The 17,158-nt window shown below is 50.7% G+C and carries 16 protein-coding genes; 15 read left to right on the plus strand and 1 reads right to left on the minus strand.

The genetic code is table 11. The annotated features are described in order from the left end of the window. Positions 1 to 158 precede the first annotated feature (158 nt). Complete coding sequence (locus AC58UX_RS18690) at positions 159 to 386, minus strand: hypothetical protein (protein ID WP_497255398.1); 228 nt, start codon at positions 384 to 386, stop codon at positions 159 to 161. A gap of 196 nt (positions 387 to 582) precedes the next feature. Between AC58UX_RS18690 and dapF the strand changes: the two genes are divergently transcribed. From dapF to rsgA, 15 genes are all read left to right on the plus strand, one after another. After that, positions 583 to 1,413, plus strand: a complete 831-nt coding sequence (gene dapF, locus AC58UX_RS18695) for a diaminopimelate epimerase (RefSeq protein WP_497255400.1) — start codon at positions 583 to 585, stop codon at positions 1,411 to 1,413. A 16-nt stretch (positions 1,414 to 1,429) separates the two neighbouring features. Beyond that, a complete protein-coding gene (locus AC58UX_RS18700; RefSeq protein ID WP_497255402.1) occupies positions 1,430 to 3,304 on the plus strand; it encodes a bifunctional homocysteine S-methyltransferase/methylenetetrahydrofolate reductase in 1,875 nt (624 codons plus the stop codon). A gap of 14 nt (positions 3,305 to 3,318) precedes the next feature. Next, positions 3,319 to 4,218, plus strand: coding sequence for a YicC/YloC family endoribonuclease (locus AC58UX_RS18705; RefSeq protein WP_497255404.1), 900 nt, complete (start codon positions 3,319 to 3,321; stop codon positions 4,216 to 4,218). 35 nt (positions 4,219 to 4,253) lie between these two features. After that, entirely contained in the window at positions 4,254 to 4,514 is a 261-nt protein-coding gene (remA, locus tag AC58UX_RS18710) for an extracellular matrix/biofilm regulator RemA (protein WP_009672664.1), read from the plus strand. Beyond that, a complete protein-coding gene (gene gmk / locus AC58UX_RS18715; RefSeq protein ID WP_056612367.1) occupies positions 4,504 to 5,142 on the plus strand; it encodes a guanylate kinase in 639 nt (212 codons plus the stop codon). Before remA ends, gmk begins: the two co-directional genes overlap by 11 nt. Then, complete coding sequence (rpoZ, locus tag AC58UX_RS18720) at positions 5,143 to 5,370, plus strand: DNA-directed RNA polymerase subunit omega (RefSeq protein ID WP_068668722.1); 228 nt, start codon at positions 5,143 to 5,145, stop codon at positions 5,368 to 5,370. A 69-nt stretch (positions 5,371 to 5,439) separates the two neighbouring features. Further along, complete coding sequence (gene coaBC, locus AC58UX_RS18725; protein ID WP_497255407.1) at positions 5,440 to 6,663, plus strand: bifunctional phosphopantothenoylcysteine decarboxylase/phosphopantothenate--cysteine ligase CoaBC; 1,224 nt, start codon at positions 5,440 to 5,442, stop codon at positions 6,661 to 6,663. Next, positions 6,663 to 9,176, plus strand: coding sequence for a primosomal protein N' (priA, locus tag AC58UX_RS18730; protein ID WP_497255409.1), 2,514 nt, complete (start codon positions 6,663 to 6,665; stop codon positions 9,174 to 9,176). Before coaBC ends, priA begins: the two co-directional genes overlap by 1 nt. 40 nt (positions 9,177 to 9,216) lie before the next feature. After that, positions 9,217 to 9,702, plus strand: coding sequence for a peptide deformylase (def, locus tag AC58UX_RS18735; protein WP_497255410.1), 486 nt, complete (start codon positions 9,217 to 9,219; stop codon positions 9,700 to 9,702). After that, positions 9,699 to 10,652, plus strand: coding sequence for a methionyl-tRNA formyltransferase (gene fmt, locus AC58UX_RS18740; protein WP_497255412.1), 954 nt, complete (start codon positions 9,699 to 9,701; stop codon positions 10,650 to 10,652). The genes def and fmt overlap by 4 nt, the downstream gene beginning before the upstream one ends. Before the next feature lie 72 nt (positions 10,653 to 10,724). Then, the gene (gene rsmB / locus AC58UX_RS18745; protein WP_497255414.1) at positions 10,725 to 12,185 is read left to right on the plus strand and encodes a 16S rRNA (cytosine(967)-C(5))-methyltransferase RsmB; all 1,461 of its coding nucleotides are present in this window, start codon (positions 10,725 to 10,727) and stop codon (positions 12,183 to 12,185) included. Positions 12,186 to 12,281: 96 nt separating this feature from the next. After that, the gene (gene rlmN, locus AC58UX_RS18750) at positions 12,282 to 13,334 is read left to right on the plus strand and encodes a dual-specificity RNA methyltransferase RlmN (RefSeq protein WP_497255416.1); all 1,053 of its coding nucleotides are present in this window, start codon (positions 12,282 to 12,284) and stop codon (positions 13,332 to 13,334) included. 12 nt (positions 13,335 to 13,346) lie between these two features. Then, a complete protein-coding gene (locus AC58UX_RS18755) occupies positions 13,347 to 14,111 on the plus strand; it encodes a Stp1/IreP family PP2C-type Ser/Thr phosphatase (protein WP_497255418.1) in 765 nt (254 codons plus the stop codon). Then, complete coding sequence (pknB, locus tag AC58UX_RS18760; protein WP_497255420.1) at positions 14,108 to 16,225, plus strand: Stk1 family PASTA domain-containing Ser/Thr kinase; 2,118 nt, start codon at positions 14,108 to 14,110, stop codon at positions 16,223 to 16,225. The genes AC58UX_RS18755 and pknB overlap by 4 nt, the downstream gene beginning before the upstream one ends. After that, the gene (gene rsgA, locus AC58UX_RS18765) at positions 16,225 to 17,157 is read left to right on the plus strand and encodes a ribosome small subunit-dependent GTPase A (RefSeq protein WP_497255421.1); all 933 of its coding nucleotides are present in this window, start codon (positions 16,225 to 16,227) and stop codon (positions 17,155 to 17,157) included. The genes pknB and rsgA overlap by 1 nt, the downstream gene beginning before the upstream one ends. Position 17,158 lies beyond the last annotated feature (1 nt).

Genomic DNA, 17,158 nt, shown 5'->3' on the forward strand with positions numbered 1-17,158 from the left:
ACGCCGCACCGCGCACCGCGCACCGCGCACCCCGCACCCCGCACCCCGCACCGCGAACCGCGAACCGCGCACCGCGAACCGCGCACCCCGAATCCCGCACTCCGCACCCCGCACCCAACTATGAATAGATGTATTTTATACAGTTAGTTTGTTGATATTTACCCTGAAACCCAGAATAAATGGATTTTCTCCAGTTGTTTTTGGGATTTTCTTAGGATTTCAATAAAATGTAAGAAATTAACTGGATGTTTTCCATTTAAACTTAGATTCAGGCGATATTTGCTAGAAATAGATGTAGGTTTTCCAGTTACTTTATTCTGCACAGCCAACTCATCCAACGCACGCTTCTCATTACTGTAACTCCCCGACCAAAACAAGCTACTCACGTACTATAATCCCCCCCTTCCCAACTCATCACATCACCCTAGAAAACTCCTCTCAATTGCACCAAATCCAAACGACACTACCAGATTCACAACTATGGCGATTTAACGACGATAACGTACTGCGAGGCCGTAGGGCTATGCATACTGACGATTTTACGCTATGATAATGGCTAAACCGCACATAGGGGTGCTTGACATGAATTTTACGAAAATGCACGGACTTGGCAATGATTTTATCGTCGTAGCTGGGGAAAAAGAGCTTCCTGCCGGGGCTGACCAGCTAGCCATTCAGCTGTGCAATCGATATTTTAGCATCGGCGCCGATGGCGTTGTCTTTATTCTTCCTTCAGAGAAGGCTGATTTTCAAATGCGCATTATCAACTCAGATGGATCTGAGGCCGAGCAATGCGGCAACGCGATCCGCTGTGTTTCCAAATATGTGTACGACCATAAGCTGACAGACGCAACAGAAATTACGATTGAAACGATCGGCGCTGGTGTGCAAAAGGTGCAAGTTCAGGTGCAAGATGGGAAAGTTGTGACCGCTCGTGTGGATATGGGAGCACCTATCCTGCAAGGACTTCAGGTACCTACGACAGTTAACGCCGACCAAGTGATCGATCACCCGATTGAGGTGGATGGCCGAACGTTTCGTTTCACAGCCGTTTCCATGGGGAACCCGCATTGTGTCATTTATGTGGAGGATGCTGTCAATTTTGACCTCGCTACTTGGGGGCCGAAGCTTGAAGCACATCCGATGTTTCCTCGTAAAATAAATGTCGAATTCGCCACCGTTCGCGACCGTGCTTATACGGATATGCGGGTTTGGGAGCGAGGCGCTGGGCCTACGCTTGCTTGCGGAACGGGCGCATGCGCTACGCTAGTTTCCTCCGTGCTGAATGGTTTATCCGATCGCGAAGCGACGGTTTCACTTAAAGGCGGGGACTTGTTCATCGAGTGGCTGCAAGAGGATAATCACGTGTATATGACAGGGCCTGCGGAAGAAGTGTTTACAGGCAAACTATAGATAGGGGAAATGATGCATGAAATTGGATCTTCGTGCAGCGTTGCAACGGGAAATTTTGACCGGTGACGGCGCTATGGGGACATACTTATATCAAATGGGCTTTCCTGTCGGCATTTCATATGAAGAACTGAATTTGCTTAGACCGGAGACGGTTGCTGACGTGCACCGCCGTTATTTTGAGGCAGGTGCTCGTCTTATTGAGACGAATACGTTTTCGGCGAACCGTGAGAAGCTGTCTAAGTACGGTTTGGAAGGCGATGTTGAAGCGATCAACCGTGCTGGAGTTGAATTAGCTCGCAAAGTCGTTGGCGACGATGCGTATGTTGTAGGCGCAATTGGCTCAATTCGTGCGGGTAAGCGTAAAAATGTAAGAACCTCCGATGTCGAAGAGTCTCTTCGGGAACAAATCGGCGTTCTGTTAGACTCGCCTGTGGACGGGCTGCTGCTTGAGACCTTCTATGATCTGGAAGAGCTGCAATTGGCTTTGCGCATTATTCGCAGCATGAGCCAGCTTCCAGTCATCTGCCAGTTCGCCAATGAAGGCACAGGCAGCACGCAGGACGGTGTTCCGCTGCAGGAAGCGTTCCTGCGGCTGCGTGACGAGGGCGCCGATGTGATCGGCTTTAACTGCCGCGTCGGCCCGAACGGGATTCTGCGTTCGATGGAAAAAATCGCGCCGATCCCCGGCATTCCGTTCTCGGCGTTTCCGAACGCAGGATTGCCCGACTACGTAGACGGGCAATATACGTATGCGGCGACGCCTCAGTACTTCGCCGAAAGCGCGCTGCGCTTCGCCGATCTTGGCGCGCGCATCATCGGCGGCTGCTGCGGCACGACGCCGGAGCACATCGCCGCTGTGGCGAAGGCGCTGCAGGGCTACGTACCGGCTGCGCCCGGCGCTGCCCCGGCGGAAGCCGCCGTGCTCGTGGTCGAGCCCGAGCCGGCGAAGCCTGCGCCGCCGGCGGGAATTCCCTCGCTGCTGGACATCGTGAAGCAGCGCAAAACCGTCATTGTCGAGCTGGATCCTCCGAAGGATCTCGACATCGAGAAGTTCATGCAGGGGTCGAAAGCCCTGCAAGAAGCGCATGTCGACGCCATTACGATGGCCGACAATTCACTGGCTGTGACGCGCATGAGCAACCTAGCCCTCGGCTACCTCGTGCAGGAGCGTTTGGGCGCGCGTCCGCTGATCCACATCGCGTGTCGTGACCGCAACATGATCGGGACGCAGTCCCATCTCATGGGCTTGCACGCGCTGGGGATAGACCACGTGCTGGCCGTGACCGGCGATCCTGCCAAATTTGGCGATCTCCCCGGGTCCAGCTCGGTGTACGATCTTACCTCATTCGAAATCATTCGAATGATCAAACAGCTCAACGAAGGTATTGCCTTCTCTGGTAAACCTTTGAAGCAGAAGGCTAATTTCGTTGTTGGCGCGGCGTTTAATCCGAATGTGAAGCATTTGGATAAGGCTGTTCAGCGCTTGGAGCGCAAAATTGAGGCAGGCGCGGATTATATCATGACGCAGCCTGTGTACGATGCCAAACTGATCGAGCAAATTTATGAAGCAACCAAACATTTGCAAATTCCGATCTTCATCGGGATCGCTCCGCTGGCTAGCGGCGGGAATGCCGAATACTTGCACAATGAGGTTCCGGGTATTCGCTTGTCAGACGAAGTACGTAATCGGATGAACGGTCTCAAGGGGCCGGAAGGGCGGGCGATGGGCGTTGAAATCGCCAAAGAGCTGTTGGATACCGCTATGCAATATTTCAACGGGATCTATCTGATGACCCCTTTTCTGGCGTATGAAATGTGCGTAGATCTGACTAATTATGTATGGGAAAAGTCGAAAAGGCATGATTTCCACTTGTACCCACTTTCAAAATGAATTAAAATAGGGTAATGGATGTGATTAGAATGATTTGCAGTATGACCGGGTTCGGACAAGCGAATCGTTCTTTTGCGGGATACAACGTGTTTATCGATGTGAAATCGGTCAATCATAGGTATAGTGAAGTGTCGATTCGGTTGCCTAAGGAATGGGCGGCTTTTGAAGACGCTTTGAAGAAAACGGTATTGCATGCTGTGAAGCGAGGACGTGTAGATGTCTTTATCACGGCGGAACGTGAAGCGGCTTCCCCGAAGAACGTAACGGTTAATTTTGATTTGGCAGATGCTTATCTGGAAGCAGCTGCGCAGTTGAAGCATCGGTATGGGATCGCGGGTCAGGTGGAGCTCAAGGATTTATTGAGACTTCCTGAGCTGATTCAGATGAAGGATGTACGTCAAGAGCCAGATGACGAGATGGAACAGGAGCTTTGTGCCTGTTTGCAGGAGGCTGTCGCTCAGCTATCCGCAATGAGACGCCGCGAAGGGGAATTCCTGGAGCAGGATATTCGAGAGCGGTTAGCCGTGATGAAGCGGGTGCATATCGAGTTAGAAGCGCTAGCTCCACAAGTCGTTCAGGAGTATGCGGCGAAGATGACGAGTCGCATTCAGTCCCTTGTGTTGGATGGGGTACCTGTGGATGAGCAGCGCCTTGCGACGGAGATTGCGCTATTCGCAGACCGTTCCAATGTGGATGAAGAATTGACGCGTCTGAAGAGTCATTTTGGGCAATGTGAAGATTTGCTTTCAGACAAAGAGCCTGTTGGCCGAAAGCTGGACTTCTTGATTCAAGAAATGAATCGGGAAGTGAACACGATCGGATCGAAGTCGAATCATGCTGAGCCTACAGCTAGAGTGATTGCGATGAAGGCAGAGCTTGAGAAAATGCGGGAACAAATACAGAATATCGAGTGAAGCTTGCATGCTGCTTCGCGAGGAGGAAGTCCTAGATGGCTATCAAATTAATTAATATCGGGTTCGGCAACATCGTATCGGCGAACCGCATTATCTCGATTGTGAGTCCAGAATCAGCTCCAATCAAGAGAATCATTCAAGAAGCGCGTGATCGTCACATGCTGATTGACGCTACATATGGTAGAAGAACCCGTGCCGTTATTATCACGGACAGCGATCATGTGATTTTGTCGGCAGTACAACCAGAGACGGTAGCGCATAGACTTTCGAATAAGGACGATGATCATGACGAGTAATACGAACACTCTTGAGCGTGAGAGAGGTATTCTGATTGTTTTATCCGGACCGTCTGGTGTCGGCAAGGGCACGGTGTGTGCGGCATTGCGTAAGGTTGCTCCGGACATTGTCTATTCGGTATCGGCGACTACGCGTTCTCCTAGACAAGGTGAAGTAGACGGAGTTAATTATTTTTTCAAAACCCGCGAGCAATTTCAGCAATTAATTGAAACAGATGAAGTGCTAGAATGGGCTGAATACGTGGGAAATTTCTATGGCACACCAAGACGTTTCGTAGAAGAAACATTGCGTTCAGGCCATGATGTGATCTTGGAGATTGAAGTTCAAGGGGCGCTGCAGGTCAAACAGAAGTTTGACGAAGGTGTATTTATTTTCTTGCTGCCGCCATCTCTCGATGAGCTTGAGAATCGTATTGTTACACGCGGTACAGAGACGGATGAAGTTATTCGCAGCCGCATGTCAGTAGCCATCGATGAAATTCGTCTGATGGAACACTATGACTATGCGATCGTGAATGATCATGTAGACACCGCATGCGCGAAAATACAAGCGATTCTTGCCGCTGAGCATTGCAAAAAAGATCGTATGTTTCCAAAAATCGTACAATGGATGGATGAGGTGAATTGAATGTTATACCCTTCAATTGATAAACTGCTTGATATTGTTGACAGCAAGTATTCCTTGGTTGTTGCAGCTTCCAAAAGAGCTAGATCCCTGCGCGACGGTGCAAAATCCGATTTGAAAGGCCAGAAGGCTCACAAACACGTAGGTCTTGCCCTAGAAGAGCTTTACGGGAATTACATCGGTTACGAGAAAATTAACGCAAACGAGAATGAGAAATACTCGAAGAAATAAACTGCCTTACCCAACAACCCTTTGTGGTTGTTATTTTTTTCTCATTTGGCATTACGAAAGGGGATTCCCATGGGGGTATTGCAAGGCAAAACGATTGTGCTCGGTGTCTGTGGAGGTATTGCGGCTTATAAAGCTGCTGCGTTAACGAGTAAATTATCACAAGCTGGGGCGGTTGTGCGGGTAATTATGACACGCTCTGCGGTGCAATTCGTTGCGCCGTTAACGTTTCAAACCTTGTCGCGGCATCATGTTTTTGTCGATACGTTCGATGAGAAGGATCCGGCAGTCGTGTCTCATATCAATTTGGCCGACAGCGCGGATCTCGTGCTGATTGCCCCTGCTACGGCGAATACGATTGGCAAGCTGGCATTGGGACTTGGCGATGATATGCTGAGCACGACATTGCTTGCAACCATGGCGCCGATCTGGGTAGCGCCTGCGATGAATGTGCATATGTACGCGAATCCAGCCGTACAGACGAACATGGAGACGCTGCGCCGCCGCGGCGTACGTTTCATTGAGCCAGGCGAAGGGCAGCTAGCCTGTGGGTATGTGGGCAAGGGGCGTCTTGCGGAGCCAGAGGAGATTTTTGCTGCGGTTGAGCGGCATTTTCAAGGGGAAGCTGGGCGTTTAACGGGTAAACGCGTCCTCGTGACGGCAGGCGGCACCGTGGAACGTCTGGATCCGGTTCGTTATTTGACTAATGATTCATCAGGCAAAATGGGGTATGCGATTGCGGAAGAAGCCGTTCGGATGGGGGCAAAGGTAACGTTGGTCTCAGGTCCATCAGTCCTAACCGTACCTGAAGGTGTTCAGCTTGTTCCTGTGCAGTCTGCACTAGACATGCGCGAAGCGGTATTAAGCAGGCTCTCGGAAAACCAGCTTATCATCAAAGCGGCTGCTGTAGCCGACTATCGTCCTGCGGTAGTAGCCGAGCAGAAAATCAAAAAGAAAGCAGACTCGTTAACGCTTGAGCTGATCAAAAATCCTGATATTTTACAGGAAATAGGCACACTGAAAACTTCAAGTCATTTCGTCATCGGGTTTGCTGCGGAAACAGAGCGTTTGGACGAGCATGCAATGGACAAGTTGAAGCGCAAAAACTGCGATTTGATCGTGGGGAACGATGTCTCCCAAGCGGGCGCGGGGTTTGGCGTGGATACGAATGTCGTTCGCTTCTATGATCATAATGGGCTTGTACAAGCGCTGCCGATACAAAGCAAATGGGACGTTGCACGCAAGCTGCTTGAGCTTGCAGCTGAACGAATGGCGGCCGCGGCGGGGGAATCCTGATGTACGCCAAAGTCATTGTCGATGTTCCAGCGAAGCAAACGAATCGGGCGTTCGACTATGAAGTGCCGGTATCCCTGCGCAAGTGGGTTGAGGTCGGCAGTCGCGTAGGGGTGCCTTTTGGGCCTCGTGTTCTGCAGGGGTTTGTAGTTGAACTGCAAGAGGAGACGCAGGTCGATGCCAAGCGGATCAAACCGATTCAAAATGTATTGGATCTGGTTCCTCCTTTAACGAGCGAGCTTGTGAGTTTAGGGCGTTGGATCGCCCATATGTATTTGTGCCACGAGGTGACGGCCTTGCAAGCGATGCTGCCTGCGGCACTCAAAGCGAAGTATGAGCGTGTGATTATCGTCGGCGAGGAGTCGGAGGAGCAAACATTTCTGGATATGCCGGATATACAGGCGATCATTTCTTTTGTGAAGAGCAAGGAATCCGTTTCGATGGATGTGCTGTTGGAGCGTTTTTCCACGGAAGGCGCTCTGATTAAAGAGCTATTGTCTACGGGCAGACTTGCGGAAGTGCAGCTGGTCAAAGACCGGATGAGCACGAAAAAGGCATTAACCGTATTTCCGCCTGCAGATGGCCATGGTTTGGAAGAGGCGCTAGCCGAGCTTCCCGCTAGAGCGAACAAACAGAAGGACGTGCTGCGCTATCTGATTGAGCATCCGCACGCCATTCGGCTGACAGAGCTGATGGAAACGATCGAGGTCGGGGCGAGCACGGTCAAAAGCTTGGCGGATCGCGGCTGGATCGAGCTGCGCGAGGTCGAAGTGATGCGCGACCCGTATAGCGGGCGTGCTTTTGCACGGACGAAGCCGCTGACGCTGACGGAAGAGCAGAGCGGTGTGTTTGCTCCTATTCGCGATGCGGTAGCAGAAGATCGACATGAGGTGTTTCTGCTGCATGGCGTGACGGGAAGCGGCAAGACAGAGGTATACCTCCAATCCATCCAGCAATGCTTGGATATGGATAAGGAAGCGATTGTGCTTGTGCCGGAAATTTCATTGACGCCGCAAATGGTGGAGCGTTTTAAAGGGAGATTCGGCGACCTTGTTGCTGTTCTTCACAGCCGATTGTCCAATGGCGAACGATATGATGAGTGGCGCAAAATTACGCGCAAGCAAGTGAAGGTCGTGATCGGTGCTCGATCGGCGATTTTTGCCCCTTTTACGAACATTGGCTTGATCATTATCGATGAAGAGCATGAATCCTCCTATAAACAAGAAGAGAGTCCGAAATATCATACCCGTGATGTCGCTGTGCAAAGGGCAAAGCAGCAGGATGCTGTTGTTGTGCTTGGATCCGCTACGCCTTCTCTGGAGAGCATGGAGAAAACGAGACGCAGGAGAGATCGACCGAAACCTCCGTTTACACTGCTGACGATGAAGGAACGCGTTGCGAGCAGGCCGATGCCGCCAGTGACCATTGTTGATATGCGTGAGGAGCTAAAAACCGGCAATCGGTCGATGTTTAGCAGATCCTTGTATAAAGCGATCGAAGATCGGTTACAAAAGAAGGAACAGACGGTTTTGCTATTGAATCGGCGGGGCTACGCGACGTTCGTGATGTGCCGTACGTGCGGTTTCGTTTCACAGTGTCCGCATTGCGATATTTCGCTTACTTATCATCAAAGCTCGCGCATGCTGCGCTGTCATTATTGCGGCTATGCGGAGCGGGAGGTCACAACGTGTCCGAGCTGTCAGTCGGAGCATATTCGTCATTTTGGGACGGGAACGCAGCGGGTGGAGGAAGAGCTTGGTAAGATTTTCCCCGGTATACGGGTCATTCGCATGGATGTAGATACAACGACGGAAAAGGGTTCTCATGAAAAATGGCTGACGATGTTTCGCGAGAAGCAGGCAGACGTCTTGCTGGGCACCCAAATGGTGGCCAAGGGGCTTGATTTTCCTGATGTTACTCTTGTTGGGGTGATAGCAGCGGATACCGTGCTCAATATACCTGATTTCCGGTCTGCAGAGCGGACGTTTCAGTTGCTAACGCAAGTTGCGGGTAGAGCAGGACGGCATGAGAAACAAGGGGAAGTGTTTGTTCAGACCTACACACCTGAGCATTACAGTGTGCAGTATGCGAGTCATCATGATTATATCTCTTTTGCCAACCATGAGATGGATATTCGGGCTAATTTAGGTTATCCTCCGTATCAACGATTAATGTTAATTACGTTTTCACACGAACAAGTACCACTCCTGGTGAGGATGGCGGAAGCCTTTGTGACTAGGCTAAAAGAGATCGCCCTGCCTTACACGCGGCAGCAGGTAGATTTATTTTCGGAAGCCGTACCGATGGATTCATCCTTTCATTTTGACGTGTTAGGACCTGTTGCATCGCCCATATCCCGAATCAAAGATAGATATCGATTCCAATGCGTGGTAAAATATCGTGGGGAAGATAGAGCTGCAGAGATCGTTGGGAAGACAGTAGCTTGGTTTGAGGAACGCTCAGCCAAAGAAAAGCTGCTTATAAGCGTGGATGTTGACCCGCAATATTTGATGTAAGAATCCCTAATTAAGAAGACTCAAAGGTAGGTGCACATTCATGGCTATTCGTATTATTGTTAAAGATCCAGATCCTGTGCTGCGCGAGAAAGCGATCACAGTTACAAAGTTTAATTCCAATCTGCATAAATTGCTTGATGATATGGCAGATACGATGTATGAAGCGGAAGGCGTTGGTCTTGCTGCTCCTCAAATCGGTATTCTGAAGCGTGTAATCGTAATGGATTGCGGTGAAGAGCATGGCGGGTTGATCGAAATGGTAAACCCGGAGATTGTGACTTCCAGCGGTGAGCAAATGGGGCCAGAAGGCTGTTTGAGTATTCCTGGTCTTCGCGGTGACGTGCTTCGTGCGTTGAACGTAACGGCAAAAGGTCAAGATCGTGATGGGAACCCGATTGAAGTTACCGGTACAGAACTGCTGGCTCGCTGCCTTTTCCATGAGATTGATCACTTGAACGGGGTATTGTTTACGGATCTTGCGGTCAAAACGTATACAGCCGATGAAGAAGAGGAAGAAGAAGCGTGAATATCATTTTCATGGGTACACCCGATTTTGCAGTACCCTCCTTGCAAGCACTCCTGGAGGAAGGCTACAACGTGACAACCGTTGTCACGCAGCCGGATCGGCCGAAGGGACGCAAACGCGTCCTTACGCCGACGCCGGTGAAGGTTGAGGCGGAGAAGCATGGCATTCCGGTGCTTCAACCTGTGAAGCTGCGTGAAGCAGATTCGGTTGAGCAGATCCGCCAGCTTGCGCCAGATTTAATCGTAACAGCAGCTTATGGGCAAATTTTACCGAAATCAGTGTTAGATTTGCCGAAGCATGGCTGTATTAACATTCACGCATCGCTGCTTCCGAAATATCGGGGGGGAGCGCCGATTCATCACGCAGTTATGCGCGGTGAGGCCGAAACAGGCGTTACCATCATGTATATGGCGGTTGGATTGGATACGGGCGATATGATCTCGCGTGTGGAACTGCCGATTGAGGATACGGATACAACGGGAATACTGTTTGATAAGTTGAGTATCGCTGGTGCTGAACTGTTGAAGCGGACGTTACCCGATTTATTGGCAGGCCGGATTGAGGCTGTTCCTCAGAACGAGGCGGAGGCGATCTATTCACCTAATATTCGTCGGGAAGATGAGCTGCTGGACTGGTCGCGTCCAGCGATCGAGCTGTGGAATCACATTCGGGGCTTAAATGCTTTTCCTGGCGCTTACACGTTCTGGAATGGGGAAGTCATGAAGGTATGGGCGAGCTTGAAGCCGCAGAACGCTGAGCAAAGTCGGCAAGCTGCTGCTCCTGGTACTGTGCTTAGCTGCAATGAGCAGGGGATTGAAGTGATGACGGGAGCCGGTACGTTGTGGCTTACGGAGATTCAACCCGCTGGTAAGAAGGCGATGCCTGTCGCGGAGTTTATTCGCGGGGTGCAAATTCCTGTGGGCACAGTACTGGGGAACGCGAACGCGTAATGAGATTAGCTTAATGGGTTATAGTTCGATTAAATGTTTAACAATGCCACGAAAAAAATGAGGTATTTGATTTTGTCTACAAACAAACCAAGTCGTCCACAAAACGCACAAACGAATTCGCAGAGAGGCGGCAAGCCCTCTGCGCCAAAATCATCCTCGGGCGCTGCGAAAAGCAGCGCTGTTAAGCGTTCTGCCCGGGATGCGGCGCTGGATGTGCTGGTTCGCGTGGAAGAGAATCAGTCTTATAGCAACCTGCTGCTGAATCAAGTGCTGCAGAAGCATGCGCTCGAGCGGGCTGACGCCGGTCTGGCCACTGAGCTCGTGTATGGCACGATCGGACGTCAAAATACGATCGACTTCTTCCTTGAGCGCTTCGTCAGCAAAGGGCTTGCGAAGCTGGAGCCCTGGGTGCGGTGCCTGTTGCGGCTGAGCTTCTATCAGCTGCATTATTTGGACCGCATCCCTGACCATGCGGTCGTGAGCGAAGCGGTCAATATCGCGAAGCGCCGAGGCCACCAAGGCATCTCGGGCATGGTCAACGGCGTGCTGCGCGCGATCATCCGCAGCAAGGACGAGCTCACGCTGCCGGCGGCGCTCGGCGACGTCAAGCGCATCGCACTGAGCCATTCCCATCCGGAATGGCTCGTGCGCCGGTGGATCCGTCAGCTCGGACCGGAGCTGACGGAACAGATCTGTGCGGCGAACAACGAGCCGCCGCACGTGAGCATTCGCGCGAACGCGAGGCGGCGCAGCCGCTTGGAGCTGCTGGAGCAGCTCCAAGCTAGCGGCCTCAGCGCGGAAGCGTCAGAGCTGGCCCCGGCCGGCATCCTTGTGCAGGGGGCCGGGAACATGGCGTTAGTCCCCGGCTTCCAGCAAGGGGACTTCTCGATTCAAGACGAGAGCTCGATGCTCGTCGCCGAGGCTCTTGATCCGCGTCCAGGCATGAAGGTGCTGGACTGCTGCGCCGCCCCTGGCGGCAAGACCGCTCACATCGCAGAGAAGATGGACGATGTGGGTCAGATCTGGGCTTGTGATTTGCACGAGCACAAGCAGAAGCTGATTGCAGACCAAGCGGAGCGTCTGGGACTATCGTCAATCCAGACGCTTGTGATGGATGCTGCGAAGCTGGATGAGCATTTTGCGGCGGAGTCCTTCGACCGTATTCTCCTGGATGCTCCTTGCTCAGGCCTCGGCGTTATTCGACGCAAGCCTGACCTCAAGTGGGCGAAGCAGGAGGCGGAGATCGAAGCGATCAGCGAAACGCAGCATGCGATTCTGAGTCGTGTCCACCGACTGCTCAAGCCGGGCGGCGTGCTGGTCTACAGCACGTGCACGATTGAACAGGCGGAGAATGAAGGCATGGTTGCGCGCTTTCTGGCGGAGCATAAGGACTTTGAACTCGCTCCGCTGCCAGCGGATGTTTTCACGGAGATTGACCCGGAAGCTGCTGCATCTGGCATGGTACAAATCCTGCCGCAGCAGTATCATTCGGACGGTTTTTTTATCGCTCGACTGCGTAAACGTGACGTGTAACGGACAGGGACGTGTGTTCGTTTCTGCTTTGTGTTAAAATACTTAAAATAGACGAAATAACAACAGGTTGTGATAAATGTGAATTTAAAGCCGTACATGAAAGAGAAACCATTTGTATATGATTTGAATTGGGACGAGTGGCAAAGCTGGGTCAAAGAAAACGGGGAGTCCTCGTTTCGTGCTGGGCAAATTTTCGATTGGCTTTATGTGAAGCGCGTGTTTAGCTTCGATGAGATGTCGAATTTGCCGAAGGCACTTCGCGACAAGCTGAAAGCAAATTTTGACTTCGTGACCCTATCGGAGATTACGAAATATCAATCCCAAGACGGCACGGTCAAGTTCTTATTTGAGCTTGAGGATAAGAACGCGATTGAAACGGTTGTCATGAAGCATAACTATGGCAACAGCATCTGCGTAACGACACAAGTCGGTTGTCGCGTAGGTTGTACGTTCTGTGCTTCTACCCTAGGCGGACTGAAGCGTGATTTGCGACCAGGCGAGATTGTGGCTCAAGTTGTCAAAGCTCAGAAATTGCTCGATGAAACGGGGGAGCGGGTATCCTCCATCGTCATCATGGGTATCGGCGAGCCATTTGAGAACTATGAAGCTACGATGAATTTCCTGCGCGTGATGATTCATCCGAAAGGTTTGAACATCGGGCAGCGTCATATCACGGTGTCCACAAGCGGGATCGTACCGAATATTTACAGGTTCGCTGACGAGAATTTGCAGGTGAACTTGGCCATTTCGATTCACGCACCGAACGATGAACTGCGATCGAAGCTGATGCCGGTTAACCGTAGATTTCCTTTCGTGGATCTCGTTGAAGCTTGTAAGTATTACATAGCGAAAACAGGCAGACGGATTACGTTTGAATACGCCCTTATGGGGGAAGTGAACGACCAGCCAGAGCACGCTGAGGAGCTGGCGCTTATCCTGAAAGATATGCCGCTTAGCCATGTGAATCTGATTCCTGTTAACTTTGTTGCTGAACGTGATTTCAAGCGTACACCCAGAGATGATATTTTTACCTTCCAACGTATTCTGGAGAAGGGCAAAATTAATGCCACCATACGCCGTGAACAAGGTAGTGATATTGCTGCTGCCTGCGGACAATTGCGAGCGAAGCATATGGAGAGCAGTAAATGAGGTGAGAGCCGGATGAAGATGGTAAGTCGTACCGATATAGGTAAAGTCCGTCAAGTCAATGAGGACCGTGCCGCCATCCACCATCAGCTTAATGGTCTATCTTTGGCTATTGTTGCAGATGGGATGGGGGGGCATCAGGCTGGCGATATTGCTAGTCAAATGGCGATTGACACGATTGGAGCGCAATTGCAATCCATCCATTGGGGAATGTCGGTGGAAGCCTGTAAGCAATTACTGAGGGAAGCGATTGAGAAGGCGAATGAGGAGATTTATGCTTTTGCGTCGGGTCAAGAGAAGTACCATGGGATGGGAACGACAGTCGTTGCCATCATTGCTTCACAGGAGCTTCTGATTATCGGACATATTGGGGATAGCCGTGCGTATAAGCTGACTGGGGAAACCATCCAACAATTGACGGAGGATCACTCGTTAGTCTATGAGCTTGTTAAGAATGGGCAGCTGACGATGGAAGAAGCTGATCATCATCCAAGACGTAACTGGATTACACGTGCATTGGGCACAGAGCCTAGTGTGGAAGTGGATCTCTATGAGTACAGCTGGCGTCCAGACGATGTTATTCTCATTTGTTCGGATGGTTTGAGCGGGTTGGTTGACGATGCTGACATCTTGCGAATTGTTCGTGCGAGCGAACGTCTGGAAGATGCGGCAGAGGAACTGATTCAGAGCGCGCTTCGCGAAGGCGGAGATGATAATGTAACGGTCCTTTTAATTGCACATGATCAGGATTCGGACGAAAAAAGGGGTGATGGGAATTGATCGGTAGAAAGCTTGGTGGCCGCTATGAAATCTTAGAGCGCATTGGCGGGGGCGGCATGGCTTTAGTCTACAAAGGGCATGATTTACTTTTAAATCGAAAAGTGGCTGTCAAAGTGCTGCGTTCGCAGTACGTTCACGATGAAGAATTCATTCGTCGTTTCCGCAGAGAAGCTCAAGCAGCCGCATCCCTATCACACCCTAACGTTGTCAGTATTTATGACGTGGGGCAAGAAGAAGATGTCCATTACATCGTGATGGAATATATCGAAGGCAAGACGCTGAACGATTTAATCAAGGAAAAGGCGCCGCTTCAGGTGGAAGATGCTGTTCATTATGCGAGTCAAATCGCAGATGCACTGGATCACGCTCATCATAACGAGATTATTCATCGCGATATTAAACCGCACAATATTCTCATCGGCAAAAACGGCCGTGTGAAGGTGACCGATTTCGGTATCGCAAGAGCTGCTACCTCATCCACGATTACACAAACCGGCTCTGTTGTCGGTTCCGTTCATTATTTCTCTCCTGAGCATGCCAAAGGTACAAATACAGGGGAAAAATCGGACTTGTATTCGCTCGGTATTGTGATGTATCAGATGCTGACAGCTCGACTTCCTTTTCTGGGGGAGAGTCCAATTTCTGTGGCGTTAAAGCATTTGCAGGAGGATGTTGAAGAGCCGCGCAAGGTGAATCCGTTGATTCCCCAGAGCGTGGAGAACATTATTCTCAAGGCGATGCGTAAAAAGCCAGAGGAGCGCTATCAATCAGCGAAGCTGATGATGGCGGATCTCGACACATGCTTGGCTCCAGATCGCCGCAATGAAGCGAAGGTTGCTTTCTGGGACGCGTATGGCATGGATGAGGAGCGCACGCTCGTTATGCCAGCCATTCGTGCGGATCAGCTTGCACAATTCGAAGCTGATGATGACGATGATGAACCCAACAAACCAGATAAGCCTGCTTGGCGAGACGAGCCTGCTCCTTCCAAAGGAAAAGGTTGGATCAAGCCGTTGATCTGGATAGCTGTTTTATTAATCGTGCTCGGCGGTATGTGGTACTTGGTTGGCTATGTGAAAGGAATGTTCGCCATTGAGACCGTTGAGGTCCCGAATGTGGTGAACAAGACGCTGACGCAAGCACAGGCCGAATTAACTGCGGCGCGCTTAGGCTCAACCGTTGAATATGACAAAGATAGCAAGCTTCCCAAAGATACCGTAATTAGTCAAGATCCGAGCGGCATGCGTTTAAACGTCGGTACGAAAGTAACGCTTTATGTGAGCCAGGGTGTTCCGAAAATCAAAATGGACAACTTCGCGGGGCAAAGCTTGAAGGACGTTAAATTAAGGCTGCAGGCGCTTGGCATCAAAGATGAACAGATCACGATTACGCAAGAGACTTCGGACAATGCGCCGGATCTGATTCTGAAGCAATCACCGCCGGCTGGCGAAGAGTTTGAGCTGAGTAAAGCTGCGATCGCCTTTACAGTTAGTAAAGCGAAAGAAACGTTCAAAATGCCGGATCTTGTTGGTTTAACGGAGGCGGAGGCGAAGGCACAAATCACGAAGCTGAGCTTGAAGCTGCCGGTCAATGGGATTACACGTGAGAAGAGCTATAAAGTAGCCAAAGGGAAGGTTATTGGTCAGTTTCCTTTTGACAAAAATCAGGAAGTTTCCGTTGGCTCTGAGATTTCGTTGGTCATTAGCGATGGATTGCCAGAGGATGCTGGGCAGCTCACGGTTAGCGTACCTGTGAAGCCGACAGCAGAAGGCAAGGACTCTGTGTTCAAAATTATCGTGAGTGACGCTCAATACGAGAACTTCGAATATTTGACGGAAAAAGTTTCGAAGCCGCAAAATTTGGATGTTAAAGTTATTGTTTCACCGGACAAAAAAGCCGTAATCTTGATCAAAGAGGGAGACAGCTTGGTTAATTCAATCACACGTACCTATCAGGATTATTTGGATCAGAAAAATGGGAAAACCGTTTCTCCGAGTCCTTCCCCAACGCCGAAGCAACAAAATACCGGACCTGCAATCCCTGTTGGCGGTAATGGCGGCCAAGGGCAAACCGGTGGAACAGCTTCCAAACCACCTGCTGGAGGGGCTAATTAATGCCGCAAGGACTCATCGTCAAAGCGCTTAGCGGTTATTATTATGTATTGCCTGAAGGGCTGGCTCTTCAAGAGGGCAATACGGTCACTTGTCGTGGAAGAGGCGTGTTCAAAAACAAAAATATTACGCCGCTTGTTGGAGATCGTGTCGTGTACGAAAACACGGAGAATGGGGAAGGAACCGTCACGGAAATCCTTCCTCGCTCTTCGGAGCTTATTCGTCCGCCGATTGCAAATGTTGACGTGGTTGTGCTTGTATTTTCGGTGACAGAGCCTGTTCTGAACACGCAGCTGTTGGACAAGTTTCTAGTACATATCGAAAATACGGGTATTGATGTGCTGTTATGCTTCACCAAAAGCGATCTGCTGACGGAGACGGATGACAGTCTCGCTCATGCCAAAGAAATGACAGCATCGGAATTTGAACGGATAACGACCCTTTATGAGGGAATCGGTTATCCATTCGTTACAACCAGTTCTCGACTAGAAGAGGGCGTAGAGGCGATTCTACAGCATTTGGATGGCAAAGTGAGTGTGTTTGCTGGTCAATCCGGTGTTGGCAAGTCCTCTTTATTGAATAAAATGATTAGCGGTCTTGATCTAGAGACGAATGCGATCTCGCAACGATTAGGAAGAGGCAAGCATACGACTCGTCATGTGGAGCTGCTGCCGCTGGCTAACGGGGGCCTTGTTGCCGATACGCCGGGCTTCAGTCAACTGGACTTCATGGAAGTCGATGCGGAAGGTCTTAGCTCCTGCTTCAGAGAGTTCGCGGCTGTGGCCGAGGGCTGTCGCTTCAGAGGCTGCTTGCATCTGCACGAACCGGACTGCAAAGTGCGGGATGGTGTTGCGGAAGGCACAATAGCAGCTTCTCGTTATGATCATTACTTGCTATTTTTAACTGAAATCAAGGAGCGAAAGCGGAGGTATTAGG

The sequence above is a fragment of the Paenibacillus sp. J22P90 genome (assembly GCF_059692195.1).

Bases quoted from the DNA above. Each gene is read 5' to 3' on its own strand.
- dapF (WP_497255400.1), top strand. From the start codon at position 583: ATGAATTTTACGAAAATGCACGGACTTGGCAATGATTTTATCGTCGTA.
- AC58UX_RS18700 (WP_497255402.1), top strand. From the start codon at position 1,430: ATGAAATTGGATCTTCGTGCAGCGTTGCAACGGGAAATTTTGACCGGT.
- AC58UX_RS18705 (WP_497255404.1), top strand. From the start codon at position 3,319: ATGGATGTGATTAGAATGATTTGCAGTATGACCGGGTTCGGACAAGCG.
- remA (WP_009672664.1), top strand. From the start codon at position 4,254: ATGGCTATCAAATTAATTAATATCGGGTTCGGCAACATCGTATCGGCG.
- gmk (WP_056612367.1), top strand. From the start codon at position 4,504: ATGACGAGTAATACGAACACTCTTGAGCGTGAGAGAGGTATTCTGATT.
- rpoZ (WP_068668722.1), top strand. From the start codon at position 5,143: ATGTTATACCCTTCAATTGATAAACTGCTTGATATTGTTGACAGCAAG.
- coaBC (WP_497255407.1), top strand. From the start codon at position 5,440: ATGGGGGTATTGCAAGGCAAAACGATTGTGCTCGGTGTCTGTGGAGGT.
- priA (WP_497255409.1), top strand. From the start codon at position 6,663: ATGTACGCCAAAGTCATTGTCGATGTTCCAGCGAAGCAAACGAATCGG.
- def (WP_497255410.1), top strand. From the start codon at position 9,217: ATGGCTATTCGTATTATTGTTAAAGATCCAGATCCTGTGCTGCGCGAG.
- rlmN (WP_497255416.1), top strand. From the start codon at position 12,282: ATGAAAGAGAAACCATTTGTATATGATTTGAATTGGGACGAGTGGCAA.
- AC58UX_RS18755 (WP_497255418.1), top strand. From the start codon at position 13,347: ATGAAGATGGTAAGTCGTACCGATATAGGTAAAGTCCGTCAAGTCAAT.
- rsgA (WP_497255421.1), top strand. From the start codon at position 16,225: ATGCCGCAAGGACTCATCGTCAAAGCGCTTAGCGGTTATTATTATGTA.